Source organism: Microbulbifer mixtoriginis (SeqCode), from assembly GCF_052466865.1.
The window spans coordinates 2,216,560-2,241,736 of the sequence record NZ_CP174293.1 but is presented as its reverse complement, the minus strand read 5'-3'; the positions used below and the strand labels follow the sequence as shown (position 1 = coordinate 2,241,736).

Annotated in this window: 21 protein-coding genes; 6 read left to right on the top strand and 15 right to left on the bottom strand. The window is 45.8% G+C overall.

Annotated features, from left to right (window positions below; genetic code table 11):
• Nucleotides 1-316 precede the first annotated feature (316 nt).
• From ACJJJA_RS10360 to ACJJJA_RS10350, 3 genes are all read left to right on the top strand, one after another.
• Nucleotides 317-2,041, top strand: coding sequence for a hypothetical protein (locus tag ACJJJA_RS10360; protein ID WP_444904512.1), 1,725 nt, complete (start codon nt 317-319; stop codon nt 2,039-2,041).
• 251 nt (nt 2,042-2,292) lie between these two features.
• Nucleotides 2,293-2,706, top strand: coding sequence for a MarR family winged helix-turn-helix transcriptional regulator (locus ACJJJA_RS10355; RefSeq protein ID WP_444905240.1), 414 nt, complete (start codon nt 2,293-2,295; stop codon nt 2,704-2,706).
• A gap of 13 nt (nt 2,707-2,719) precedes the next feature.
• Nucleotides 2,720-3,454: a siderophore-interacting protein gene (locus ACJJJA_RS10350; RefSeq protein WP_444904511.1), complete on the top strand. Its 735-nt coding sequence runs from the start codon at nt 2,720-2,722 to the stop codon at nt 3,452-3,454.
• A gap of 215 nt (nt 3,455-3,669) precedes the next feature.
• Here ACJJJA_RS10350 and ACJJJA_RS10345 read toward each other — a convergent pair whose 3' ends face one another.
• Nucleotides 3,670-4,215 carry a hypothetical protein gene (locus tag ACJJJA_RS10345; protein ID WP_444904510.1) on the bottom strand — a complete coding sequence of 182 codons (546 nt, stop codon included), beginning with the start codon at nt 4,213-4,215 and terminating at the stop codon, nt 3,670-3,672.
• Between the two features lie 809 nt (nt 4,216-5,024).
• Between ACJJJA_RS10345 and ACJJJA_RS10340 the strand changes: the two genes are divergently transcribed.
• Together ACJJJA_RS10340 and ACJJJA_RS10335 are read left to right on the top strand one after the other, a co-directional pair.
• The gene (locus ACJJJA_RS10340; protein WP_252085559.1) at nt 5,025-5,645 is read left to right on the top strand and encodes an NHL repeat-containing protein; all 621 of its coding nucleotides are present in this window, start codon (nt 5,025-5,027) and stop codon (nt 5,643-5,645) included.
• 1,253 nt (nt 5,646-6,898) lie between these two features.
• Nucleotides 6,899-8,203, top strand: coding sequence for a patatin-like phospholipase family protein (locus ACJJJA_RS10335; protein ID WP_444898435.1), 1,305 nt, complete (start codon nt 6,899-6,901; stop codon nt 8,201-8,203).
• A gap of 50 nt (nt 8,204-8,253) precedes the next feature.
• Here the strand turns inward: ACJJJA_RS10335 and ACJJJA_RS10330 are convergent, their stop codons facing one another.
• The 7 genes from ACJJJA_RS10330 to ACJJJA_RS10300 form a co-directional block, all read right to left on the bottom strand.
• A complete protein-coding gene (locus ACJJJA_RS10330) occupies nt 8,254-9,933 on the bottom strand; it encodes an NAD-dependent malic enzyme (RefSeq protein ID WP_444904509.1) in 1,680 nt (559 codons plus the stop codon).
• A gap of 684 nt (nt 9,934-10,617) precedes the next feature.
• Entirely contained in the window at nt 10,618-11,067 is a 450-nt protein-coding gene (locus tag ACJJJA_RS10325) for a GyrI-like domain-containing protein (protein ID WP_444904508.1), read from the bottom strand.
• Between the two features lie 172 nt (nt 11,068-11,239).
• Entirely contained in the window at nt 11,240-11,623 is a 384-nt protein-coding gene (locus tag ACJJJA_RS10320) for a SpoIIAA family protein (protein WP_444890602.1), read from the bottom strand.
• A gap of 123 nt (nt 11,624-11,746) precedes the next feature.
• Nucleotides 11,747-11,992 carry a tautomerase family protein gene (locus ACJJJA_RS10315; protein WP_444904507.1) on the bottom strand — a complete coding sequence of 82 codons (246 nt, stop codon included), beginning with the start codon at nt 11,990-11,992 and terminating at the stop codon, nt 11,747-11,749.
• A 328-nt stretch (nt 11,993-12,320) separates the two neighbouring features.
• Nucleotides 12,321-13,481, bottom strand: a complete 1,161-nt coding sequence (locus ACJJJA_RS10310) for a serine hydrolase domain-containing protein (RefSeq protein WP_444904506.1) — start codon at nt 13,479-13,481, stop codon at nt 12,321-12,323.
• 472 nt (nt 13,482-13,953) lie between these two features.
• On the bottom strand, nt 13,954-15,612 hold the full coding sequence (locus tag ACJJJA_RS10305) for an arylsulfatase (protein WP_444904505.1): 1,659 nt from the start codon (nt 15,610-15,612) through the stop codon (nt 13,954-13,956).
• Between the two features lie 218 nt (nt 15,613-15,830).
• Nucleotides 15,831-16,880, bottom strand: coding sequence for an HAD family hydrolase (locus ACJJJA_RS10300; protein WP_444904504.1), 1,050 nt, complete (start codon nt 16,878-16,880; stop codon nt 15,831-15,833).
• A 138-nt stretch (nt 16,881-17,018) separates the two neighbouring features.
• Here ACJJJA_RS10300 and ACJJJA_RS10295 point away from each other — a divergent pair, with 138 nt between their 5' ends.
• A complete protein-coding gene (locus ACJJJA_RS10295; protein WP_444904503.1) occupies nt 17,019-19,298 on the top strand; it encodes a tetratricopeptide repeat protein in 2,280 nt (759 codons plus the stop codon).
• 50 nt (nt 19,299-19,348) lie between these two features.
• On the opposite strand, the gene ACJJJA_RS10290 is transcribed toward ACJJJA_RS10295, so the two are convergent.
• From ACJJJA_RS10290 to ACJJJA_RS10260, 7 genes are read right to left on the bottom strand one after another with little or no spacing between them, the layout of a single operon-like run.
• Nucleotides 19,349-20,698, bottom strand: a complete 1,350-nt coding sequence (locus tag ACJJJA_RS10290; RefSeq protein WP_444904502.1) for a hypothetical protein — start codon at nt 20,696-20,698, stop codon at nt 19,349-19,351.
• Between the two features lie 18 nt (nt 20,699-20,716).
• On the bottom strand, nt 20,717-21,460 hold the full coding sequence (locus ACJJJA_RS10285; RefSeq protein WP_444904501.1) for an outer membrane lipoprotein-sorting protein: 744 nt from the start codon (nt 21,458-21,460) through the stop codon (nt 20,717-20,719).
• A 37-nt stretch (nt 21,461-21,497) separates the two neighbouring features.
• On the bottom strand, nt 21,498-22,727 hold the full coding sequence (locus ACJJJA_RS10280; RefSeq protein ID WP_444904500.1) for an ABC transporter permease: 1,230 nt from the start codon (nt 22,725-22,727) through the stop codon (nt 21,498-21,500).
• A 2-nt stretch (nt 22,728-22,729) separates the two neighbouring features.
• Nucleotides 22,730-23,434 carry a hypothetical protein gene (locus ACJJJA_RS10275; RefSeq protein WP_444898445.1) on the bottom strand — a complete coding sequence of 235 codons (705 nt, stop codon included), beginning with the start codon at nt 23,432-23,434 and terminating at the stop codon, nt 22,730-22,732.
• Entirely contained in the window at nt 23,431-24,165 is a 735-nt protein-coding gene (locus ACJJJA_RS10270; RefSeq protein WP_252085545.1) for an ABC transporter ATP-binding protein, read from the bottom strand. The genes ACJJJA_RS10275 and ACJJJA_RS10270 overlap by 4 nt, the downstream gene beginning before the upstream one ends.
• Nucleotides 24,165-24,899 (bottom strand): tetratricopeptide repeat protein, encoded by a 735-nt coding sequence (locus tag ACJJJA_RS10265; RefSeq protein WP_444885276.1) that lies wholly within the window; start codon nt 24,897-24,899, stop codon nt 24,165-24,167. The genes ACJJJA_RS10270 and ACJJJA_RS10265 overlap by 1 nt, the downstream gene beginning before the upstream one ends.
• A gap of 21 nt (nt 24,900-24,920) precedes the next feature.
• Nucleotides 24,921-25,175, bottom strand: a complete 255-nt coding sequence (locus ACJJJA_RS10260) for an acyl carrier protein (protein ID WP_252085543.1) — start codon at nt 25,173-25,175, stop codon at nt 24,921-24,923.
• Nucleotides 25,176-25,177 lie beyond the last annotated feature (2 nt).

Sequence of the window (25,177 nt, the reverse complement as noted above, 5' to 3'; positions counted from 1 at the left end):
ACTACAAAACCCACCAACCTGTAATAGACCATCTACCCCCAAACAAATAGCAAACTTATTTTTAATACCAAACCGTACCAATTAACAAGCACTAGAATTCATTGTTAAGACATAAAAAATAAACAATCAGCCCCAAAAGAAACCTGAGTAAAAATATATTTTAAAAGTGAGAACCAAGGGACCCAGCTGATCGAATCGGCAACCTTCAGCGAGAGAAAATACCTATCGTTTAATCCAATAAATTCCTGTAATACACAAGTGGTACATTTATGGTGTTTAACACCAGAAATCAAAATCAAAATAGGAACAAGTACTGATGAAAGTACCAGTAGTAGGAATGCTGTACCCGATTTTTTTAGGATTGGCGATACATTCAGCCAGTGTCAATGCGCAGTCTTTTGATGAGAGCGCCTATCAAGATAGGCAGCTGCAATATATTGAAGAGGGCGTTTCTTCCACTAATGATACCGCTGTCGTCTTACAGGCATACACCGGCGATGAGCTCAATTGGGAGGCGCTGAATAAGAATTTGGATGTCCTGCGTAATGGCGGCAAGAAGAATTCAGACTTCACCCTTACCAGGCTCATCCGTATCCTGTTTTTCCGCCCAGAAATCAAAGATGAGCTCTTTGCTGCTTTGGACGGATATCATTTCTGGTTTAAGGAAGGCGGCACTGGGGATCACGTCTTCGCCTCTGAAAACCATATGATCATGTACACATCTGCCCAGTATCTTCTACAGGAAAAGTACGGTGCATTTGAAGACGACAGAACTTACAAGCGCTTAAAGCGCTACCTGGAAGTAAAAAACCAGTATGGTTTCTATGAGTTTTACTCCCCGGTCTATTACCCCTACACCTTATCTGCGCTACTTAACCTCGTCGATTTTTCTGAAGATGCAGAAATTCGCGAGCTGGCCACGGGCGCTGCGCAACGCTTGCTGCAGGACATACTGCTGGTCACCAACGACCAGGGCATCCTTTTCTCAGCCGCAGGCCGCAGTAATGATGGCTACCGCAGGAACGGTTCCGGCGGCAACATCAACCGCATCATTTACCTGCTGACGGGTCTCGGTAAGGAATCAGTGAGAACACCGAGCCCCGCAGGTGTAATGCTGGCCACCTCAGGCTTGGAAATTACCGATGACATCTTCAAGTATTTCGGTAAAGACCTGAATATGAATTACTCGGTAGGCCACTCTCTCGGCGATGCCAAAAACGATATTTATGCTGACTTCCCCCGCGAAGAGCGCGTGCCTTTCTATTGGAGTCAGGGGGCTTATTTCCACCCGGATGTAGCTGCCGATACCGCTTGGTTCGTCAGTAAATATCAACTTGAAGGCTATGAAGGACTGAAGGCCTTCGACCAGTTCCTGGGGCTTTCAGAAGCTGCCGCCCCTGCTGCCGCCAAGGCCGGAGCGGTATTCAGCCGCAGCTCCGTGCTCTCTGGCGCTAACTTTTCCATGTATAAGGATGGCGGTGTGATGATGCACTCCATTCAGAATTACTGGGGTGGTCGCCAGGGCTATCAGCAAACACCCTGGATCGCCACTACCGGCACCCAATCGGTCTGGGCGAAGGTTGGCGATGGCAACAGCACCATGCAAAACGATCACCACCCCAAGATTAAGCAGGTGAACAATGTTGCCGTAATCCAATACAACCCCTATCCGGCAATCGAACTGTTCCATTCCGGCGGCTCCAACGTAGCATTGCAGTGGCCTGAAGGTTTCGAGCAGGAGAAGCGCAGCGGTAACTGGAAATTCGGCAAGGAAGACGACGGCTATATCGCCGTGCGCTATCCCTGCGGCAACGGCGACTCCAACACCGTTAGCTGCGACTGGAACGAACAAACCTGGGTAGTGATTATGGGTAGCGAGGAGCGCTATGGCAGCTTTGAAGCCTTTAGTCAAAAGGTGCTCAATGAGGTCAGCTACGATGCCGACTGGGAGTGGCACGGCTCCTTCTGGAAGGGCACATTGAAATATGTGTATGACTCAGATGTAAAGTTTGATGGAACCGATATCAGCTTAACCTGGTAAGCGCGACTCCTTTCGCTCTTGGGGAGGGGCTCCCCCTCCCCTTTAGTCGGCTTTTTAGCTTTCAATACTCCGCGCCCAAAGGCGAAAGTTTTTGCAAAGCTCACCCCCTAATTTCTCCCCCGCCGAAAAGCTTCTTTCGACCCAAAACAATACTCTTCAATTTAGTTGACACAATCAACCACCTAAAATAAAGTTGATAATATCAATCAAGTTAATGCGGCAACCCTGTTAGCTACTCAGTCAACGAAACCCTGCACCAGCTAATCCACGCTTACAAAAAGCAGCTGCGGATCAGCATTCAGGAGCAAAGAATTGACCTTCCGGTAAATCATATACGCGTGCTCAAGGGAATTTGCAAGTATCCGCAGAGTACCGCACGGTCAATTGCACTGCGAATGAATCAAGATAAGGCCCAGATTACACGGGTTCTTAATGAATTGGTTCAATCCAAACTTATCAAAAAAACAGACAACCCCAATGACCGCCGCAGTCAGTTCCTTGCTCCCACAGCATCAGGAAAAAAGATTCTTGAAAAAGTGCATAACCTGGAAACAGAGGTTATCGCTGTAATGACTCACAATCTGAGCGAAAAAGAACTCAAGGCGTTTGCCCATATCGCCAGCGTTATGATCGAGAACCTGACCGAACACTCTACTTCAGATTAAGGAGCCTCAATACATGGCTGAAAAACGCACACGAGAGCTGGTCGTTTTGCGCTCCACCAAAGTCTCAGAACACATGTTACGTATCACTCTGGGTGGCGAAGAGTTGGAATCCTTCCCCTGCGACCAGGAAAGCGCCTATATAAAACTGGTTTTACCTCAGGGTGAGGGTGAACGCCCACTGATGAGAAGCTATACCATCAGGCATCAACGGCAGACAGAAATCGATATCGACTTCGCCTTGCATGAACATGAAGGGCCAGCCTCAAATTGGGCGGCCAATGCACAACCCGGAGACTCTATTTTGATAGGAGGACCAGGCCCCAAGAAGCTGGTTAACCCCGAGGCCGACTGGTTTTTACTCGCTGGGGATATGACCGCCCTACCCGCCATCAGTGTTAACCTGGCCCAACTACCTGATGAGGCCAGCGGATATGCGGTGATAGAAGTTTCAAGCGAATCGGATATTCAGCCACTGAAACACCCAAAAAACCTGCAACTGTACTGGGTGGTAAATTCCTTCCCCACCGGCGAACTACTGCTTCCTAAGATTCAGGCACTGCCCTGGCTTCCAGGCCAAGCCGCCATCTGGGCCGCCTGCGAATTTGATAGCATGCGGCAGTTACGAAAATTTTTTAAGCAGGATAAAGAAATCCCCAAAACCCATATTTACATTTCCAGCTACTGGAAACTTGGGGACTCTGATGAAGGGCACAAGCTCGCGAAAAAACTGGATAACGAGCAGACCTAAAGGGGAAAATTTGCAGATTTTAGAGACCACAAAAGCAGCGGGGGAGTAACCCCCTCCCCTAGGGCCTTTCCGGCACTAACACTAAGTACGCTAACCCCAAGTGCGCTAAACCCAAAATAGTTTACCTGCATTTCACAACGGCGTTATGTTTTTACACCTCAGTAGCAGAAGCCCTCCATTATCATAAGGCAAACCACTTTCGCGAAAATTACTCTTTATCCTGATCGATCCATCCGATACCAATAATTAGCAATATAACCCCGCTCATCAACCTGTAGCGCCTGGCGGGTAATTTCTGGAACGCCATTCTCACAGTGCCATGCATAGATAGTCACCCGTCCAGTCACAACGGCTGGTATAGATTCCGACGCAGGGTTGCTCTTACAGTAAGCGGCAATTGCCTCACTGGGCTCCTTCGAAGTGTCCGCCTTTTCTTCACAGGGAAGATTGGCGCCGACAAAGCACGCATAGACTCCACCATGCATACAACGCCAAAAAGTACCCCCCGCAACCCAATCCCTCGGAGCACCGGCAGAAATACCAGCCGCCTGGTAAATACCCGATAACACTACCTGCGGTTTTGCCGGGCCTATATAGGGTTCTTCCGGGTTATCTGCATTGACCACGACTCGGCAATAGGCCACCGGGTCATTAAAGGCCCCGAGATACCTTCCTTTGTTTTGCTCCGCCTCGGCCAGGCTCAAACTCCCACAGAATCCCAGAACCAGGCTCGCCAAGATACATGCAATATGCCGAATCATATTTGACCTCCTCTCCCTGCTAACAAGCCCCAGCCACTGCTCTGGCGTCATTAGCGCCTCAACAGTCCTTCCGCGAACAGGGCTCTCTATAGATTAGCTACCCCAGCCATACCGAAGGCCCACCACAGCAGCGCAAAAAACAATCAAGGAGAGTCTGTCACCAACACGAGTTATCCGGTAGTGACTCCCACAGCCTAAGCCGCTGCATCACGCTCAGGATAGAAGGGTATAAATGCCCTTGACGCCATCCGGCAGCTGAATCACCATCCCCGACATCTAGGGATCCCGCAATTATTTTATTTTTCTAACTTTTCTTCTATTGGAAGACCATTTCCAAGATGGCACCAACCACCTGTAGGAATCCCCGCCCTTTTAGCGGGGGAGGATATTAAATTACAGACCTTTGCTTTAAGATCGCTTGAAACAACTGATTAGGAGGTTTTTATCAAGCCGAGTGGCCAGTTCTACCCTTCAGCTCTGCCCTTCAGTGGACAGAAATATAACCAGCCACAAGGCCTCAATCTCACTTTTTGCAGCAATAGCCGCCATTGAATAGACCGTATCCGGCGAATGGAAAATAAATAAGCCGGCACAAAATAAGTCTTTACTGGAAAGTACTAAGCGTAAATAAAAAACTTATCCTTTCAAAAGGCTACGCATACTTTTTCCTGAAAACTGCCAACAAAAATGTTACCAAGGCTCCAGCTGGTTTATTAACTAATTATCCAATGAATTCACTTTAAGTCTTCAGATTTTGGTACCCCGAAGCACTAGAAAGCCCCGATCCAAAAACCCAAAGGAGATTAATCATGGAAATGAACTTTAAAGACAGAGGATTCCTCTCAACGTGGCACTTAAATATGGTCACTTTTGATAGAGAAGATAACCTGTGGTGTGTGGGAACTTCGAATAACATCGGAAAGTGGAATTCAAGAACTTTTGGCCTCGTTGACAAAAAAGAGTACAACCAATCCTGGGATTCCAAAATGATTGCATTTGACAAGTCAAATGCAATGTGGAGCGTTGGAACTAAAGGTAATCTTGCCAAGTGGAATACCACCACTGGAGCATGGGAGGAACCGGACATTGAAAAGCCCTGGGACCTAAAAATGATTGCCTTCGATAACTCCGGAGAAATGTGGTGTGTTGGTGAAAAAGGTAACGTAGGCAAATGGAACCCCATTGATAACAAGTGGGATGATCAGGGTGATCTGGGCGGCTGGAAACTGGACTGGATTGCCTTTAGGCCCGGTGACCCAAGAGGTGATATCTACTGTGTGGGAACCGAAAGCAACCTGGGACTCTACGATCCTAAATTCCCAAATGACACTTTCCATATCGAATCCAACTTTGAATGTAAAAGCCTCTATTTCCACGAAATATTTGGATATTGTGTCGGCACTAAAGACAATATGGGTGTATCAATTTAACAGTCAGTAATTTCAGCTAGTGGATAATATGAATTATTCACTAGCTATTTGGCAGCCCAACTCAAAAAGTGAACCTCTCGCATTTTTAGGGTGTGGCGCATTAATAACATGTTTAATGCTCTAGCCGTGACATTAGTACTCGGAAACTACGCACAGTCACTCACACCAAAGTCTACCCAGCCCCAAAACCACCGGATAGTAGACACAACAACTTGCCCACTACTTTAAACAAGCCTGCAACCTCACAGGCCTCTAACCTATATCACCTGTAGCACAAGCTCGTTAGTAGCGGACTGGCAATAACGCTTTCTCAGTTTCTCAACAGCCCGGAAAAAATTTTACCCCAATAAGAAACAGATTTCCCTTTGGAGATATCTATTACCGTGGAATTAATTACATAGCCGTACCGAAACTACGAAAAGAATACGCAGTGAAGATCCCCGCGCTGGCCATACTATGCAATCAGGATTAAGTTTCTGTCTCACTCCCAAGCCACGAAGCCCGCAATAGAAATCAGAGCCGGGTGTGCTCTCGTAAATACTGCGCCAAGAGTTGGCGCCAGTGGACCTTTCATTTTGCAGGTGAAAATTGGCCACTTTCACAAAAATCTAAAGACCACTTAACGGACATAGTGTGCAGCCCAGCACGGAACAAAACACTGCCTGCAGAGAGCTGGTCCTGGGTGACAATGATCCAATGATCTACTGTTGATCAGCTAACCGACGCTCCAACGGCTGCTGAAGATGATCCCGCTACCGTACTCGACTCAACAATAAAACCTGTAAGATCACTGTCTGTTACTGGCAGGTATTTGGCACTGTACGGCTACTAGAGCTTATTGCGCAGCTTGGCAGCGACGGTGGATGCCATACATTGGCATACCGCAGATTTTGGCAAGCCCTTGACTGTGGTACTACAGGCAAGGGACAAGGCGCTGAGCTTCCAGCCGGATCTCAAATCGAATCACCGGATTACTCACCTTTAGTGCAGACCTGATTGCGCCTATCGATGAAGGCCACCGTAGCAACGAAAACCGTATCCGTGCACGCCCACCTTTGTATCCTCATTTAGTAAAAGCACTGCCTTAGAGATTTTACCGCTTACTGGATCTAGTGATGCCCAAGTGGGAAGACACGAAATCAAACTGGATGCTATGGCGAATTTGATTCTGGATGATACCCTGCCCCATTCTTTTAGCCGATACTAATTTCAACTTTCGTATGGAACCTACTGCCACCTCAGGGAAAGATCATATGAGTAACACAGCGTGGGTGACCAGCGCCATCTCCGAAGCCGATACACTTTGGCAAAATTCGCGGACATCGATCGAAGGCAAGTCATTTAGTGATGTGCAGGACCCTAACGGCCTCCAGTATGTCGACCTGGTGATGGAAGGCGGTGGCATGCTGGGAATTGCCCTGGTGGGCTACACCTACATCCTTGAGAAGGCCGGTATTCGCTTTCGCAAGGTTGCAGGTACTTCCGCAGGTGCCATCAATGCACTATTTTTAGCCGCTGCCGGTACGCCGAGCTCACTTAAGAGTGCAAAGTTACTGGATATTATGGCTAAGGCGGACTTTGCCAGCTTTGAAGATGGTGAGCGCTTTGCGCGTAAAACGGTGCAGCGCCTGCTCAAAGGTAAAGGGCTTTTTAGTAGCCTGGCCCTACACCCATTCGACTCCCTGCGTACCTGCAAACAGCTATTGCGAGATAAGGGCCTCAATCCTGGCGACGCTTTTAGCCAATGGTTGCAAGAAGAGTTACGCCAGCTGGGCATTACCAATACCGCGCAACTTAAGCAGCGTATCAACCAGTTTCCCACTCTCCATTATCGGGGAGAACCCGATCATCAGGTGGGCGCTGCAGAAGTGGCGCTGGTAGCAGCGGATATTACCACTGAGACACGGGCTGTTTTTCCGGCAAAAGCCCCTCTCTACTTTAGCAACCCGGATGCGATAAATCCCGCCGAATTCGTACGGGCTTCTATGTCTGTGCCGGGTTTTTTCAAACCCTATACAGTGAAGAATATTCCCCAGCTGGATGAATGCAGTTCAGTGGCCGAGAACTGGCGCAGTATCAAGGGAATTGGTGATCCCAGGCTGTTCTTTAAAAATGGTTTTCCTAAAGAAATTCAGTTTGTGGATGGTGGCCTGGTATCCAACTTCCCCTTTGATATCTTCCACAAGCCAGTCGGTACCCCCAAACTACCCACTTTTGGTATTAAGTTGGAAGTGGACCACTATCAACCCAAGTCTGACAAGGTGGGGCGCTTTGCCATGGGGCTAATCAATACCTGCCGTAACATGCTCGACAACCATGTGCGGGCCAGCCTAAATGCGGAATACCACACGCTGGTGAAAGAGATCGCTATAGAACCTATGACCAACGGTGAGCATCCCCACTGGTTGGATTTCGCCATGCCAGGAGAACACTGCGAACACCTGTTCCTGTCCGGCGTAAGAGCGGCGATCGAGTTCCTAAGCAACGGATTTCAATGGGAGGATTATCTTGTGCTGCGCCGGCCGGAAGTTTTCTACTCTGGGGAGCAGTTGGCTTAAGGAAAGAAAGCCGGGTAAAAAGTACCCGGCTTAAATTTTTTTAAGGGTGATTAGAAGGAACGGCGTCGATAACTGCGATAGTTTGCGTGCCAGAAGTTGCGCTTGAGAGACCTCTCTAACTGCTCGTGGCTCACTTTGGGGGCAACTCCATCGAGCTGTGCCTGAGCAGCTACAGCTCTGGCGATATCAATGCTCACCTCACGAATATCATCCAAGTGCGGCAGCAGCGCGCCCTCCCCCTGCTTCACCACTGGTGCCTGCTCCGCCAGGGCGTTGGAAGCTGCCATCAACATGCCATCGGTAACCCGTGTGGCGTTGGCTGCGATCACCCCAAGACCGATACCAGGAAAGATATACACATTGTTGCATTGAGCAACCGGATGGTGGCGCCCATCAATTTCCACGGCAGCAAAAGGACTACCGGTAGCCACCAGAGCCTCCCCCTTAGTCCAGGTATATATTTCCGTAGGAGTCGCCTCCGCGCGGGAGGTGGGGTTTGAAAGCGGCATCACCAGTGGGCGCTCATGGCCAGCTTGTAACGCCTCAATTACTTGTTGGTTAAACAACCCACCCTGCCCGGATACGCCAATAAGAATACTCGGCTTCACCCTACTGATCAGACTTTGCAGGTCTGACTCTGGCGCCCCATCGAAGATATCCGGTGACTGAGCCAGCGCCGCCTGGAAGTCGTGCAGCCCCTTCATATCCGAGGTGACCAATCCATAGCGATCAAACATAAAAATACGCGAGCGCGCATCCGCATCACTGAGCCCCGCCTGTACCATGGCGGACACCACCTGTTCAGCAATTCCGCAACCGGCAGAACCAGCACCCACAATCAAAACCCGCTGGGCTGTTAAGGGCTCCTGCCAGGTTTTACAAGCAGCCAAAATAGTGCCCAGGGTAACAGCGGCGGTACCCTGGATATCGTCATTGAAACAGCAGATTTGATCCCTATAGCGCTGCAGTAACGGCATGGCATTTGTTTGAGCAAAATCTTCAAACTGCACCAAAACCTTGGGCCAGCGACGCTTCACCGCCTCGATAAACTGCTCTAAAAACTCATCGTACTCCTTCTGAGAGATACGCTCATGGCGCCAACCCATATACATAGGATCGCTGAGCAGAGTGCGGTTATTGGTGCCAACATCCAAAGTGACCGGAAGTGTGTAAGCTGGGCTGATACCACCACAGGCGGTGTATAGAGATAATTTACCAATGGGAATCCCCATGCCGCCAATACCCTGGTCGCCAAGACCGAGGATACGCTCACCATCGGTAACGACGATAACCTTGACGTTTTCCTTAGTGGCACTGCGCAAGATATCATCTATGTATTCTCGGTCTGGGTAGGAAACAAACAGACCTCGATGGTTGCGATAAATATTAGAGAATTCCTCACAGGCCGCCCCAACGGTAGGCGTATAGATGATCGGCAGCATTTCATCAATATGATGCTCAATCAGGTAAAAGAACAACGTTTCATTATCGTCCTGTATACCACGCAAAAAGATATGCTTATCCAGGCCAGTCTTACACTGTTGGTACTGGTAATAGGCCCGTCGAGCCTGTTCCTCAATAGTCTCTACATTGGTCGGCAAGAGACCCGCCAGATTAAACTCGAGCCTCTCCTCTAGGGTAAATGCACTGCCTTTGTTTAGCAGTGGCATTTCCAGTAGAGAGGGGCCAGCATGCGGGATATATAAGGGACGCTTTTCGTTGTTGCTCATAAACCTGCTTTTTCAATGCGGTGATAGACGAGACATATTGCGCAAAAAAGCTTCCAACCTTACTGAATAATGCAAAGGGAGCCACTAATTTGCACAGACCCGCCAGTCCAAGGGGGCTTAAAGACTATCTAGTGTTATGGACTTTAACAAGGCCTACCCTTTGCACCTTGGAATCAGGACAAGTGCCTTTTAATCATGCTAGCTTGCTTTTTACCGATGCTCTCAGGGCTGAGACTAAACGACTCCAGGAACAACGAGAGTAAGAAATAAACAACTGCGAAGCCTGTAAGGAGAAGTGTGCTGCCCAGCTGTATTTCCCTCCTAGCCCCATAGTTTCATGGGAATTCTCAAGAGGAAATTAGGAAAATGTGGTTAGAAAACTTGAAGGAGGAAGAATTGGTACCTGCAAAGACAAAGTATCGAAGAGGTGGGAAATAGGATGTCACCAACCAGCACCTAATGCACAAGCGAACCGAGACAGCAATAGTAGTACTGTCTATTTTGGCGCTGGGACATGTCCATAGTGACCATGCTGTCTATCTGGGCGTCATGAAGTTTTGGTAAAGCAGGCGATCATTTTTCAACCATCAGAAAGCCTTTCGGCAAAAGCTCTTTGTAGAAGCGAAGCAAGATAGAGGGGCCCTAAACCTGTAGGCACAGTCTTCTTAGGAGCCCCCAAGGCCACTATTTGATTGAAATGGCAACTCTTATCTCATTTGGGCTCAGGTAATGTTCAAAGTCTGTGGTGTAGGCTCTTTGATGAGGACAATCTGGAGAGGAAAAGTAATTCCATATCTCACCCCATAAGTCGATAACCGTCTGCGGCATTTCTCCCTGGGCGGAAAACACCAGATACTTACCCGATTGCACATGTATCGGCTTGAAATCTTCGGACATATCTGTTGAAAGCAGATCTGAGCAAGCATAGACATCAAACAACCCGCTATGGTCTGACTCATAGTTGGTATAAACCCCATAAATCTGGGGAGCTCCCGTAAACTTGGGAGCTGCCTCGGTACTAAACTTCTCCCACAGGGGAGCTATTTGCGCAGTAGAGGCATCCGCCTCATTCTCATTCTTTGTTCTTGCGCAGAGCCCCACCAGATCAAAGCCGGGAATTTGTTCAACGACCATAACTACCTCATTTTTATCAATTATTGATGTTACTTGTATTCCAATACACAGCTAAGTGCATGGATGAACAACTAAAGGGGTTCACCTTACTAAGGGTAGCTCCTTCCCTGTAGTAATTTCCTTGCTTTGAGCCCCAAACCGAAGAAAAATTCCACAACTACCTCTTGCTGAGTTAATCGAGTTTTTCTGGCCTGTAACGGTTGAGAAATTGAACCGCCTCGTCACGCTGTTCCAAAGAGAAGCACTGGATATCTATATTCCTAAATATCTTATCTTCAGCCTTCACAATCTTTTGTAGCCATTGCTTATCCGTCAGAATGGCTGCCGCAGAGATATTAGAAATACCAACATTAACCAAGTATTTCAATTTTTCTAGCACTGCCGAGAACTCAAGCCCCTTAAATGACTCAATTTCCTCATAGATAGTGATCCTCTTATACTTCTCACCAAGCAACTTTGCTTGAGCCAAAGTCTCAGAAACATCACTTTCTGTAATTGAATCAGATACCCTGAAAGCGAGGGCATTAGGAATACCGATATCTATCGCTTTGATCATCTCGTTAATCCCATTTCCAATAATCTACAGTCAGAAATTAATAATATGCTGTGGACAGTACCATCCTATTTATCACATTAAGCTTATTTTAAGCGCAGGATAAAAGTATCAGAAGGAAATACTCTACAACGCTCTACAGGAATCTGCTTTCTTTTTGATTTGCAAGGCAATCTCTTTCGTTAAGATTTGCCCACCTAACGACCAGTTTTCTGCCTCAACCAAGTCTAAAGAAACCCACACATGCTGCCTAAAACTCTCATCTCCGCCGCCTTCGACCTCCACCATAATATCACTGATTTTTTTCAGCAACTCCTTCTTCACACGCTCATCAACTAGCTCTTTAACTGTTGTAATTGTTACATGTGGCATAAAACCCTCCAATTGGTACTAAGTGAAATTTAGAAAATCAATCAAACTTAAAACAACTCTACAGAAGACAAAAAGGCATTAGATAGAACCATCTCTCAATTGGATGCAATAACTGCAGAGCTAAAAGATGCATAGTAGCAATGACTAAAAATTCATTCTTAACTCAAACTCTCCACAGGTCAGCACTCCATCTACTACAAACCTATCAAATACTGTATATAAATACAATAGTGGGTAAACAGCAATTAATTTCAACTCAGGATCGGGGATACCTCGCAATCCAGAGACTACGAGGCCGGTTTAAGGTACACGCAGAGAGTTGAGTCTTCTATTTTACTTGCTCATTACTATGAAAGAGATCTAGGGTCTTTAGGGCAAGGGCAACCAGATCCGCACTGGATTCCAAGTCCACATTCTTTATAACAGTCACTGCCCGCTGGTGTTCAGGACAAAGTATAAGCACACTTGTACTTCCTATACTTAGCCCCGTGTGGTATAGCAAATTAGGGTGTACTTGGAGAATACGCCTTATATCCGCATACTCTTCCGAGTTATATCCAGCTAAGAAATCTTCCCCCCCAAGAAACCAACCAATACCAATATTGGTTTCTGTTCCATCTGAAAGTTTAGAGTTAGTAAATAGCTCAGAAATGGATTCCTCCTGCAGAAAACCAGGCTTCAGATGAGAAAGCGCAAATTTCACCACATCTTTTGGCGTGGATAATATTCCACCGCCAGCATACTTATAGCTACTATTCACCTCTGGAGAATTTATAAGCACACCTGTAAAAAAAGAATAAGCGCCCTGTCTACTTGGGATAATTGGTGCCGCATCATCAAAGGTAGTTCTCTTCAATCCTAGAGGTTCAAAAACTTCAGTACTAACTATCTCCTTAAAGGTTTCCCCTTTTGCTGACTCCATTGCCGCACTCAGTAGAGTCCAATTATAAGTAGAATAACTCTGATCCGAACCGGGAATAAAAAGCAAAGGGTCATTTTTAAAAATATTCAAAGCTTCTAAAGTGTTGTTGTATTGCACATTCGAGAGAAACTCATGCGGAATAATGTAGTCACGAATTCCAGCGGTGTGATTGGTTAACTGGCGCAAGCTTATCGCTGGGTGGGTTTCAGGCCAGTCTGGCACCAAAAGTCTTACCTCTGAATCCAAATTTAAAACTCCCTGCTCTACCAGACGCATCAAAGCAGCCGCAGTAATCACCTTAGAAACGCTTCCAATACGGAGTTTTGTTTTTTTGGTCATAGGAACTTTAGACTCAAGATCTGAATACCCAAATCCTTTAGCCCACTGAGTGCCATTAGTATCGCCAACGGCCACGCTAATACCAGGAACAGTATCTGAGGAAACGGCCTGTTCAAACAAAAGTTTTGCTTGCTGTGGAGCACTATCAGCGCCCTTTGATTGTAGGGGCAACCATAGAGCCGCTGAAGCGATCAATATTATAAATTTATACATATCACCAAATTCCATTTGTAAATTTCATATACAGAAACGCCGATAAGGCGCCTGAGACACTATACAGGCATATAAAGGGAGTAAGCTAATTTAACTTTTGAGCAGGCAGATAAGGTACGATAGAACCGAAAACAAGGGGGAAAGATAACTTAAAATAACTTTTTAACTTTAAGAATTGAACACTATTCAAACTTTGGGGAAACGCCTTGTTTTAGATTAAGGGAAAAATCATTAGGTTACCTTTAAAACCACAGCAACTATAATTGACTCCCCTAAACCTGAATGACAATTTGTATCAAACCAGAGCGTTGTTAATTACAACAGCTTATTGCTACGCATCAAAGTGCATCCAGGAAAAATCACCTATGTGCTTTACTTGACTTAAAGCGATTACTATAGACCTGAGCTTCCTACCCTCCCTCTCTATTTAGAGAGTAATTCATCACCTTTTCATGCCCTGTGACCTAATTTAGCGCCCTATGAAAATTCAGTTACTACCCGAAGCTCCAGCCTCTAGCTGTTTTTGTACTTTTTCCAAATTGAAAGAGCCGGGAACTTGACTGGGGGGGTATTCCTTCATGGTGCTCAGGAACTTGGCAGCGAGCTGCTGCATAGGAACCAATACAAATGCACGATCAATAAACCAATCATTATAGGTATTGGAGCTATGTTGTGCTTTTTCGAAAGGATCCTGACGTAAATTAAACAGTAAAGGAATACGCAGTTCAGTAAAAGGTTCGCGCCAGACTTCAAAACCTTTACCACGATTCTCTAGGAAAATGGCTTTCCATGGCTCGTAACGCATAGCGACTATTTGACCATCATCATTAACATATATAAATTCCTTTCGTGGTGACAACTTGGCCTTACCAGAAAAGTAATCCAACATGTTATAACCGTCGACATAGTTGCGGTAGCGACGACCGTTCAATTCTACCCCCTGCTTTAGTTGCTCTTTGATATTAGGGTTTCCGCCGGCGGCAGCCAGTGTTGGCAGCCAGTCTTCATGGGAAACGATGCCCGTCAGGGTAGTGCCTGCTGGGAATTTTCCAGGCCAGCGAACAAAAGCCGGCACCCGATAAGCCCCCTCCCAGTTGGAGTTCTTTTCACTGCGAAAGGGAGTTGTGGCCGCGTCAGGCCAGGTATTGAAGTGTGGTCCATTATCGGTGGAATAAAATACAATCGTATTGTCAGCAATTTTCAGACGATCGAGTAAGCTCAGTAATTTTCCCACCAGAATGTCATGCTCTACCATGCCATCCATATACTCGTTGCTGTTCGGTCCAGCCAGATTTTTATGCTCCTCTCGCACATGAGTACGAAAATGCATCCGAGTAGCGTTCCACCAGACAAAGAAAGGCTTTCCGGCTTGATGAGCACGCTCTATAAAGTCAATAGCTGCAGCTAGAGTTTCATCATCAATTGTCTCCATGCGTTTTTTAGTGAGCGGGCCTGTGTCCTCAATGGAGCCACCCGCATAAGACTTGATCACTCCGCGCGGGCCAAATTTTTTGCGGAATTCAGGATTTTTGGGGTAATCGCGATTCTCTGGCTCTTCTTCAGCATTGAGATGGTAGAGATTTCCGAAAAACTCATCAAACCCATGGTTAGTGGGCAGATGTTCATTCCGGTCACCCTGGTGATTCTTACCAAACTGACCAGTAACATAACCGAGGCTTTTCATAACCGTGGCAATTGTCGCATCACTCTTTTGCCAGCCTTCCTTGGCTCCTGGGAGCCCTACTTTGGTCATTCCAGTACGCACTGGCACATTACCTGCCAGGAAAGCGGCCCTTCCGGCCGTACAAGATTGCTGGCCGTAGTAATCGGTAAATGACAGCCCCTCAACAGCCAATCGATCAATGTTGGGCGTGGCATAACCCATCATGCCTCGGCTATTAAAACTGATATTCCAAATACCGATATCATCCCCCCAAATCACCAGGATATTGGGCTTTGTAAGCGGGGTGTCCTGTACTTGAAGCTCCGGTGGGGCTTGAGTTTGCCCCTGCTCCTCCAACTGAGGCTGAGGCTGAGGCTGAGGCTGAGGCTGAGGCTGAGGCTGAGCAATAACGTGCCATTGCAAAAAACACAATACAATTGCACCCATGAACAATCGACGGAATACCAGATTGGATGAAAACATATTGGGTCTCATAAATCATTTAACATCTATAGAGAGTGCATATAGCGACAAATAAACCTCTATTGACAACAAAACCCTTTTAAAAATTACTGGTGCCAATAGATGTAAATTCACGCTTTTTAGGAAGGGTAATACAACAAGATTAGACAAACTTGTTTGAATCGTTCATTACGGGAAGGTTTTTCCGGCAATGAGTTTAAGGGCATGAAAGATGGATGTTAACCACCATCCTCAGCCGGTGTTTCGGATATTTCCTTTTCAGGTGTGGTGACTTTAGACTGAGGAAAAACCACTGCCCAGTCTTTTGCCATATCTACAACCGTCCACCCATAGAGTTTGGCAGCTTTTAAAGCCTTATCCAGGTGCCCTACCTTAGAACCACTATCATAAGACCACTCCCTCTTACTGTCGGTATGGTGAACTAACATGCCAAAACGAGGCCCTTTACCGGAAGTAGACCACTCCAACATCTGCAAATCACCGTCTGAATTTCCAGCAACAAAAATTGGACGGAACCCTACAACCTGGCTTATGCCAATAGGCTTACCTACACCATCATTCACGAAGTCAAGTTTATCCGTTGTAATGATTTGAGGATGACCATCATCATCTTCATACCGTAATTTAAAACGGCTACCAATAACCTGTTCCGGCGGGATACCGTAGAAGCTCATTGAGAGTGTCCTAATGAAATCAACTCCACCACCTGAAGATATATAGGTTTTAAAGCCATTTGCACGCAAGTACTCCAGCAATTCATGCATCGGCTGATAAACCATATTTCGATAGGGCTTTCCCGTAAGGGGATTTTTGGCGGCAGTAAGCCAGGAATTTACAATTTTATTAAATTCCGTATCTGTCATACCTGTTTGAGTCGTACTGATTATTTTTAACCTATCCGTTTTGCCAAGGGTCAATAAGCTGTGAAAATCTTCTTTTAGAATGGAGGCAAAAGGTTGCTCCTTCTGCCACTTCGGGTGCTCAGGTGCCAATCGCTTAATCTCGTCTATCGCAAAAAGTAACTGAACGTAAGCAGGCTTTTCCGCCCACAAAGTGCCATCGTTATCGAATACAGCAATACGTAGCTCTGGAGGAACAAAGTCGGAACTGCTTTCTTGCGTCACTTTCTTTACAAAACTTACGATGGCAGATTTTGTTGACGTATTATTCCATGATGGAAGATCTTCACTCACACCCGTGCTGGAAAGGAAAATATTTATCAGAAGCAGCAAGCAAAAAACTGTCAATTTTCTTTGAGAGAAAGCCATTAGGTTAAGAGACTCAAGTAAACATGGATTGCTTGAAGTGGCACACAGTGAACTAATCTTGGCTTGTCAAAGCCAGATCAATCCAACAGAAAAGTCAATAAAACTAAATATATGATAAATATAGCTGGAAAAATTTACATGATTTTCATTGTTCTCGCTCTATTACCACTAGCTGGATGTGGCGGGCATAACAATGAAAAATCCGAAATGGGTAAAACTGATGAAAACGAATCTATCTTAACCACTACCCATCAGATAAATCATTCGGAGAAAGAGCACGCAACATATACCGGTTCAGCATCCTGCCAAAACTGCCACCAAAAAGAAAGCACTGCCTGGAAAGACTCCCATCACGCGCAAGCTATGATGCCAGCTAGTGAAGACACTGTCCTCGGCAACTTCGATGGAACCACCTTTGACCACGGCGGAGTAATTACAACCTTTTATAAGCGAAAAGGAAATTTTTTTGTCGAGACCGAAGGAACTGAAGGTGTTCTAGAAAAATTCCCCATTTCATACACTTTTGGGGTAACTCCTCTCCAGCAATACTTGATTCAATTTCCCGGCGGGAGGCTACAGGCGCTCAGTATCGCTTGGGATAACCGCCCAGCAGTAGATGGTGGTCAACGCTGGTTCCATTTATACCCTAATGAAAAGATCGAACATACAAACTACCTACACTGGAGTGGTATTAATCAAAACTGGAACTTTATGTGTGCGGATTGCCACTCTACTAATCTACAAAAAAATTACGATCTTCAAACTGATACATTTCAAACCAGTTGGTCTGAGATAAATATCGCTTGTGAATCCTGTCATGGGCCCGCCTCCAAGCATCTTGAATGGGCTCAGAATCAACAACAGAGCCTTCAAAATTTTGGCTTTACTCATGAATTACAGAGGATAAATACAAACCAGTGGAAAATGAACCTTGAAACTGGAATAGCCTCAAGCAAATCAACCAAGGTCGCCAAAGAAATACAAACTTGTGCACAATGCCATTCCAGGCGCGCGACATTCTCACCTGGCGCAACTGCTGGGAGTAAATTTTTGGATCACTATAACCTCGCCCTGCTACAACCACCTCTCTATCATGCGGATGGTCAAATTAACGAAGAGGTCTATGTCTATGGCTCTTTTTTACAAAGTAAAATGTATAGCGCAGGCGTCACCTGTAGCAATTGTCATGAGCCCCATAGTTTACAGTTACGTAGCAGTGGCGACGGGGTTTGTGCCCAGTGCCATCTATCTGAGAAGTTCGCTCAAACCAATCATCATCTTCACCCAATAAACAGCCCCGGATCGCGATGTATCAATTGTCATATGCCAGCAAAGAACTTTATGCAGGTAGATAGCCGCCGCGATCACAGTTTTCGCATCCCCCGTCCAGACCTTTCAGATCAATTAAAAACACCAAATGCCTGTATCAATTGCCATAAGAATCAAAGCAATCAGTGGGCTGCTGAAGTTCTGCGCAAGCGATTTGGCCCAGCAGAGACAAAACACTTTGGCGAGGCTTTATACGCAGGCCTTACAGGAGCATGGGATGCAGAGAAGAAATTAAGTAAATTGATCCTAGACCGAGAACAGCCAGCAATCGCTAGAGCAACCGCTATAACCTTTCTGGCGGAATACCTCAGCCGCGATTCTGTACAACTATTGCAATCCATAGCACAAAGCGATGAACCACTACTCAGTCTGGCACTGGCACAGTCATTAGATAGAATACCGGAGCAATTACGACCTGCCCTGGGAATACCTCTACTCTACGAGCGAGAACGCGTCACCCGCTCTTTGGCCGCCAATGCTCTAGCAACCTTACCCCTGGGAAATTACCCTGCTCAGGTTCGCCAGCAATTTTCTCTGGCACTTCAGGAATATATAACCTCAGAACTGTTTAACAGTGATCGACCAGAATCCTTATCCAACTTGGCGGGTCTACTTCAACAGAGAGATAACTCTCAGCAAGCAGAAGTATTCTATCATCGAGCTATAAGTAAAGCGCCCTATTACACAGCTGCATACATCAATCTGGCAGACCTTTATCGAATAAAGGGAAAAGAGAAAAGTGCAGAAGAAGTGCTGCGAAACGCTCTGGATAAAGCAGAGAGGAAGGCAGCAATACAACACTCCTTAGGGCTATCATTAATACGACAGAAACGTCACTCAGAGGCTATCGGTTATCTCAAACAGGCCTCTGAGGCTAAACAGACTGATAGCCGCTATATATATGTCTATGCGATCGCACTACACTCCGCCGGCAACTCTACACAAGCCCTGGCAACGCTTGAGAAGGGGCTTGAGCAATTCCCTTCCTCAATAGATATCCTTCGGGCTTTAATCTCCATTAATCGGGAATCCGGCAACCTGGAGAAGGCAAAAAAATATGAAAACTTCCTTGCTGGAAGCGATCAGTAGTCCCAAAAGCCTTCTATTATTTTAGTTGAAGCTAAACAATTAGTAGATTACTAAAAATCGTAATAAAAACTCAAGCGGAGCAAGTGCTCATTCGGAATTAGGCCAAACTCACAGCTCTCACAGCCACTAAACACTTGGGCCTGAAGTCGAGTGCTGAAATGCTCTGTCCAATTTTGGATTAATTCCACGTTATGATACTGGCTCTGATCATCAATGTTATATTGAATACTCTGGCGATACTGAAACTTGCGTTCAATCCGGGTGTTACCCCACATAAAAAACAAATACTCCCGGCGCAACTGCCCCACCGATAACAGCTCATAGCTATCAATCAGGAAATTAAAGGCAGCTGGCGCCTGAACAGACAGTAAACCTTGCTTGGCAAGATCCACTTGTTCGATAACCTGGTCCCACTCTTCTGACTCATACCCATGTTCGTTGTAAAGATATTCTGCCGTAATATCCCAGCCGCCTTTAAGGCTCATCTGAGCACCTAGCACTGCTTTTAGGTAACCGTGATCCTGTAGACCTCCATAGGAGATATCACTAGCCACTGGCAGCTCGCGCTGCTGTTCCCAGGCCCCCTCAAATCGTAGAGTAATATTATCACGTGCCAATGCACTCAAACCCAGGGCCGCATTCAGTTCTCCACCGTCCAACTGGTGTACTACCAACCTGGTATCCAGATCTCCCTCCCTATTCAGAACCAATGCATATTGATACTCGTGGTCAGCAAACGGATGGTCCAGCTTCCGATCCAGATTATCTTCCACTTCAGCAATGTAGATACCCGCGTTCCAGTCACCGTAGCGAAGATCCAGATGCGCCATATCCCAACCCTGTTGTTGAGTCAGATCATCTGTATCCAGATTTGGTCGGTCATAGACAGGCTTGAGTAAGTTGGCAGGGGACCAATTGTAACCATTACTCCACTGAGGTTTGATCCTGCCAATATTAATACCCAGTCTCCGGTTAGATGTGTACGAAGATAAGTATCCCTCCAATAAGTAGGCATTGAACTCTTCTGAAGAGGCGCCACCGTCATCCACCTTATAGTCTTGAATAAAGGCTAGGCGAGTAAAAGTAGAAAAGTGTGGCCCCGATAAAAACTGACTACTGAAATCCAGTGCTAGCAAAGATTCTCTTTCACCAAATTGTAGATTTCCAGGGTTAAAATACTGGTCTTCCCGCACGCTATTCTGCTGCTGATAGGCAATAGCGGAAATATCATAATTCCAATAATAACCACTTTCCCTATTACTGGATGAAAGATCTTGTGATTTAGAACTTTCAGAGAGCTCATTAGAGAAAGGGTCTTTATACTCTTGTGCACTAGCTAAAGCAGCTGAGGCAGAGACACTTAAGATTATGGCCAGTTTATGCTGGGTTAAATTTGGCATCGCCATGGTCTTTCTATATTAATTCAGCTTACCCAATGAGGCCTTCTGGAAAATAGCCTGATCCAATTCCTTGAGACGGTAATCATCGAATTTCATCCAGGTATAGTTTTCCTGCAACAGGGCATCCACGAGAAGGAGCTTATGTAATTTCAATTCATCGCCAAAGGTTTTATATTCTTTGTAAAAAGCTGTTTTCAATAGGCGATCTGACCGGGAATAGAATTCACTCTTAAAGGGTTGGTTTCCTTCTGTCTTTTCCATCCACACTTTCACTTTTGCATAAGCCACACCGGAAGCCGTTGAAGTTAACTCCAACAACCAGTAATCCTGCCCTTCGAGGGTTTCTTCTCCAATAATTTCTGCACGATAGTCTCTGGAGAAATTAGTCCCAACAACATCTCCATTACTGGTTTCCCCGATCAGCCGCTGAGACGGTGCAATACGAATAACTCGGCGAGTTCCGGGAATATAGAGCCACATATTGTTACCTTCCTTTAACATGGCCCTCCCCTTTTCACGGGCGGGAGATTCAAAGTGAATCAAAGATTTATCGTTAAACACTTTAACACTGAGCGTATTAGTTCGAGGTTCTTTATCTTTCTTATAGCTGATATTAGTAATATTAAAAACAAATCCTTGATCCTTATACCCCCTAACTTCATCTAATCGATTCACCAGGGATTCAGCCGTTACCTCAGCCACTGCTGGTACGACCAGGGAGAATAAAAACCCAACAAAAAAAATAAAACGGATTCTTTTCATCTTTTTACCCTACTACTATAAACCTATTGCATTACCGTCAAGTGAACCTCAACGCATTCACTACCGGTATTCTGGAAGCCTTTACTGCTGGATAAACACTAGAAATTAAGGAGACCAAAAAACCTAAGGCAAAGGTTTTGATAAGAATTTCATTAACCACAAATACCCTTATCGGGTAATCCTGAGTACTGCCCGGCGGCCGCGGCATCATCCATTCGGCATAAGTAATGCCCTTTGCCGCAAGAATTCCGATAAGCAATCCTAAGAGGCTACCGATAATACCTAAAAACACAGACTCTAAAAGAATTAAGCCAACTACCTGCGTAGGTGTCCCGCCCATGGCTCGAATAGTTCCGATCTCTCGGGTGCGCTCCATCACAGCCATCAACATGGTATTGGATATGCTTAGAGCTACAATCACCAGGACAATTAAGGTGATAAAACCAAACACTCCATTAAATAGGCCAACAACCTGATGATAATAAGCCGCCAAGTCCCACCAGCTTCTTAATTCCAGCCCTAGATTCTGTTGCTTAAATGCATTACGCAAGGCGTCTACAGCCAGATCGGTTTGTTCAGTTTCTTCAAGCAATACAACCAGCCGGGTTAGATCCGAGGTATAAAGTAATTCCTGCGCAAGTGGCAAATTGACTCTGAGTAAGCGATCATCCAATTCCTTCACGCCAGTGGTCACCACACCGGCTATCTGAATGTCTACCGCATTTATTGCTCCATCCTGGGTGCTTGCAAGCAATGTTAGGTAGTCCCCTACCTGAGCGTCCAGGGAGTTGAACAACCCCTCTCCCAAATGCGCAGCAGCAACATCCTCAGGAAATAGATCTTCACCTTCTACAATATGGATTGCAGAGGAAAGTAGTACCTCTTTTTCAGCATCGATACCAATACCCGATATTGCAATTGACTGCTTCCCATCACTCAGAAGACCATTAAAATTCAGTCGCGGTGCAACAACCAAAGCCTGGCTCTTCTCTTCAATTAGCTGGGTAATCTGCTCTAAGCTGGCAGAGGGAATCAGGTACTTTTCTGGCTCGGCTTTACCATATTGGTTGTAGCCATCGGCATAAATCTGGATATGCCCTAGCTGCGAGCGAATCATACTTTCACGCATGCCATCGTACATGGACTGAACAAAACCACCGAACACAATCAAGCTGGTACAGCCAAAAATAACCGCCGCAAGGGTGATTATACTGCGTCGACCGTTTCTAAGAATATTTAACAGCGCTACCTTCCAACCCAGAGTCATAACTAAAGTTTCTCCAGGGCCAGGCGAGATTTTTTCGCCCACTCGGTTTCTGAAGCTGTCAACCTTGTCCAGAGTTCTCTGGCTTTATCTGCCTGATCATTACGTTCATAGGCCTGTGCAAGGTAGTAGTCGACAAATGCCTGGAACTCATCACCGTACTTACCACCAATTTTTTGTTGAACTAACTCCAGGTCTTCTACTGCATAGCGGGCCCGTTTCAAGAAGGCCGGCATATTTGCGCAGCTGATGCCCCTCTGCAATCTTGCCCCAAGATTGAAAGGGGCCTGCTTTACTGCCCTATCCATCATGCGATTTCCCCGCCTTGAAAATAAGGATAGCTTTGCCAATTGATCGAGATAGAAACTAGATCGAAAGGAAATTGCCGATCCTAGAGCGGCACTCAACTCTGGATCATTGTTCAGCGTGCTCTTCAATTTGGTCATTTTTTGTTCCAGGGATTCCACTTGTTCAACTCGTGTATCCCCTGAGGAAGTCAGCAATGCCAATTCGGCCAAATACGCAATTTTCTTTTGTTCTGGTGTGGATTCTTCATTTAAATCTTCAACCAGGCGAACTCTCTCGAGGTTAGAAGAGGGGATCTCTGAAGGGGGTATGTACTCCTCAGCAATCACCTTTGGAAGGCTGACAAACAGAAAAAAGAAAACTGTAAGTACCTTCAGAAAATCCTGTGTGCTAAGTATTTTCATACCTCAACCCCCGAACTTGTAATACTGGATCTATCATACCCACTAGCCAGAACGTCACCACTAAGGCGATCACTCACTAACTCTCCATCCAAAATAGTAATCACTCTGGATGCCAGGCTAGTTACATAATCGTCATGTGTTGAAATAACAAAGGTTATGCCCTGCTCTCTATTCAATTTCTGTATCAGCGCCATGATCGTTTCTGAGGTTTTCGAGTCCAGATTTGCCGTAGGCTCATCTGCTAATACAATATCAGGCCGTGTGACAATCGCCCTGGCTATAGCTACCCGCTGCATCTGCCCCCCCGATAACTGGGTTGGTCTTTGCCCAGCCTGTTTTTCAAGGCCTACATCTTTCAGTGCCTGCAGAGCCCTTGCTTTGGCATTCTTCACTCCCCTGAGAGTCAGTGGATACATCACATTTTCCAGGGCAGTAAGCACTGGTATCAAATTAAAGGACTGAAATACAATGCCAATGTGCCGGTTTCGGAATTTTGAACGCTTGTGCTCTCCCAATTTACCGATATTGACACCGCCAACCTGAACAGTGCCGGAATCGCACTGATCAAGAGCCGACAAAATATTAAGCAAAGTACTCTTACCACTACCGCTAGGCCCCTTCACAGCGAGAAATTCGCCTTTTCCCAAGGAAAGAGTGATATCTTTTAGGGCGTCTACCCAGATATCACCCATAGCATAGCGTTTGGATACATTGCGCAATTCAACCAACATTAGGCTTCGCCCAAAGTAATAACCATTTGACTCAACTGCTCACAGGCATCCAACATGGTAGAAGGACATTCAGCCAAACTTTCTGCTTTCTGGTAATAATCCAGAGCTATATTAAGTTCATTACTATTATCCAACCCTTTAATCCTGTAGGCATTAGCGAGAGCCAGATACACAAGTTGTTTGACTTCCCCAGGTAAAGCATCATTATCTTTTTCTATCAGAGCTATGAACCAGTCTTCATCTTCAAACACTCTGTCAAAGTGACCGCTAACTTCACCAACAAAAGAAAAAGTGAGCAGCCGAACCAGTCGCACATTAAAGTCAGAGCTAGCTTGTAGCGCCGCTTCATCCACTTGATTCATCGCTTGACGCAGACGATAAAGTTTATACAACCCCATGGCCGGATCGAACATGGCACCAGCCAACTTACCTTCATTGGAAAAATAGGCTGCTTTAATCAGCATATTTTCAGGATCTTGTTGGTAGGCGGTAGCCAGTAAATTATCCGCTCTGTCTATTTCATTGTGGTAGCTGTACAGCTGCCCAAGTTGCAACATTAATTCAGGGTCAGATTGATTCTGATCCAGCTCAGCTGTCAGAAACTCCAATTGTTCAAATTCAGTTTTGCTATAGTCTATCTTTTTGAAGTCAATGGGAGCAGCCCCTGAAAACCAGGCAATAATGTTACCAATCAGAAGACTACTTATTAATATTGTTAGCATTTTCTTAAACATGGGCTACCCCCTAAAAAAGATTTAAATCTCAGCTGAATTTTCGAGCAACTGTGTATCCATTTCCTTTAGGGTAGTGTGCTCATCAAAAACCAGATTTTCTGGGCTCATCACACCAGGATAAAGCTGTTCACAAATCAATATCACTTCAACAATATTGAGTGAATCCACACCCAACTCAGCAATAGGGGTATCCGCATCAACAGAATCAACATTCAGCATAAGAGCGATCTGCTCACAGAGTTCCTGTACTTTGCTCTCTACGACTGCTGTAGACATAC

Bases quoted from the DNA above. Each gene is read 5' to 3' on its own strand.
- ACJJJA_RS10360 (WP_444904512.1), top strand. From the start codon at position 317: ATGAAAGTACCAGTAGTAGGAATGCTGTACCCGATTTTTTTAGGATTG.
- ACJJJA_RS10350 (WP_444904511.1), top strand. From the start codon at position 2,720: ATGGCTGAAAAACGCACACGAGAGCTGGTCGTTTTGCGCTCCACCAAA.
- ACJJJA_RS10345 (WP_444904510.1), bottom strand. From the start codon at position 4,215: ATGATTCGGCATATTGCATGTATCTTGGCGAGCCTGGTTCTGGGATTC.
- ACJJJA_RS10340 (WP_252085559.1), top strand. From the start codon at position 5,025: ATGGAAATGAACTTTAAAGACAGAGGATTCCTCTCAACGTGGCACTTA.
- ACJJJA_RS10335 (WP_444898435.1), top strand. From the start codon at position 6,899: ATGAGTAACACAGCGTGGGTGACCAGCGCCATCTCCGAAGCCGATACA.
- ACJJJA_RS10330 (WP_444904509.1), bottom strand. From the start codon at position 9,933: ATGAGCAACAACGAAAAGCGTCCCTTATATATCCCGCATGCTGGCCCC.
- ACJJJA_RS10325 (WP_444904508.1), bottom strand. From the start codon at position 11,067: ATGGTCGTTGAACAAATTCCCGGCTTTGATCTGGTGGGGCTCTGCGCA.
- ACJJJA_RS10320 (WP_444890602.1), bottom strand. From the start codon at position 11,623: ATGATCAAAGCGATAGATATCGGTATTCCTAATGCCCTCGCTTTCAGG.
- ACJJJA_RS10315 (WP_444904507.1), bottom strand. From the start codon at position 11,992: ATGCCACATGTAACAATTACAACAGTTAAAGAGCTAGTTGATGAGCGT.
- ACJJJA_RS10310 (WP_444904506.1), bottom strand. From the start codon at position 13,481: ATGGAATTTGGTGATATGTATAAATTTATAATATTGATCGCTTCAGCG.
- ACJJJA_RS10305 (WP_444904505.1), bottom strand. From the start codon at position 15,612: ATGTTTTCATCCAATCTGGTATTCCGTCGATTGTTCATGGGTGCAATT.
- ACJJJA_RS10300 (WP_444904504.1), bottom strand. From the start codon at position 16,880: ATGGCTTTCTCTCAAAGAAAATTGACAGTTTTTTGCTTGCTGCTTCTG.
- ACJJJA_RS10295 (WP_444904503.1), top strand. From the start codon at position 17,019: ATGATTTTCATTGTTCTCGCTCTATTACCACTAGCTGGATGTGGCGGG.
- ACJJJA_RS10290 (WP_444904502.1), bottom strand. From the start codon at position 20,698: ATGCCAAATTTAACCCAGCATAAACTGGCCATAATCTTAAGTGTCTCT.
- ACJJJA_RS10285 (WP_444904501.1), bottom strand. From the start codon at position 21,460: ATGAAAAGAATCCGTTTTATTTTTTTTGTTGGGTTTTTATTCTCCCTG.
- ACJJJA_RS10280 (WP_444904500.1), bottom strand. From the start codon at position 22,727: ATGACTCTGGGTTGGAAGGTAGCGCTGTTAAATATTCTTAGAAACGGT.
- ACJJJA_RS10275 (WP_444898445.1), bottom strand. From the start codon at position 23,434: ATGAAAATACTTAGCACACAGGATTTTCTGAAGGTACTTACAGTTTTC.
- ACJJJA_RS10270 (WP_252085545.1), bottom strand. From the start codon at position 24,165: ATGTTGGTTGAATTGCGCAATGTATCCAAACGCTATGCTATGGGTGAT.
- ACJJJA_RS10265 (WP_444885276.1), bottom strand. From the start codon at position 24,899: ATGTTTAAGAAAATGCTAACAATATTAATAAGTAGTCTTCTGATTGGT.
- ACJJJA_RS10260 (WP_252085543.1), bottom strand. From the start codon at position 25,175: ATGTCTACAGCAGTCGTAGAGAGCAAAGTACAGGAACTCTGTGAGCAG.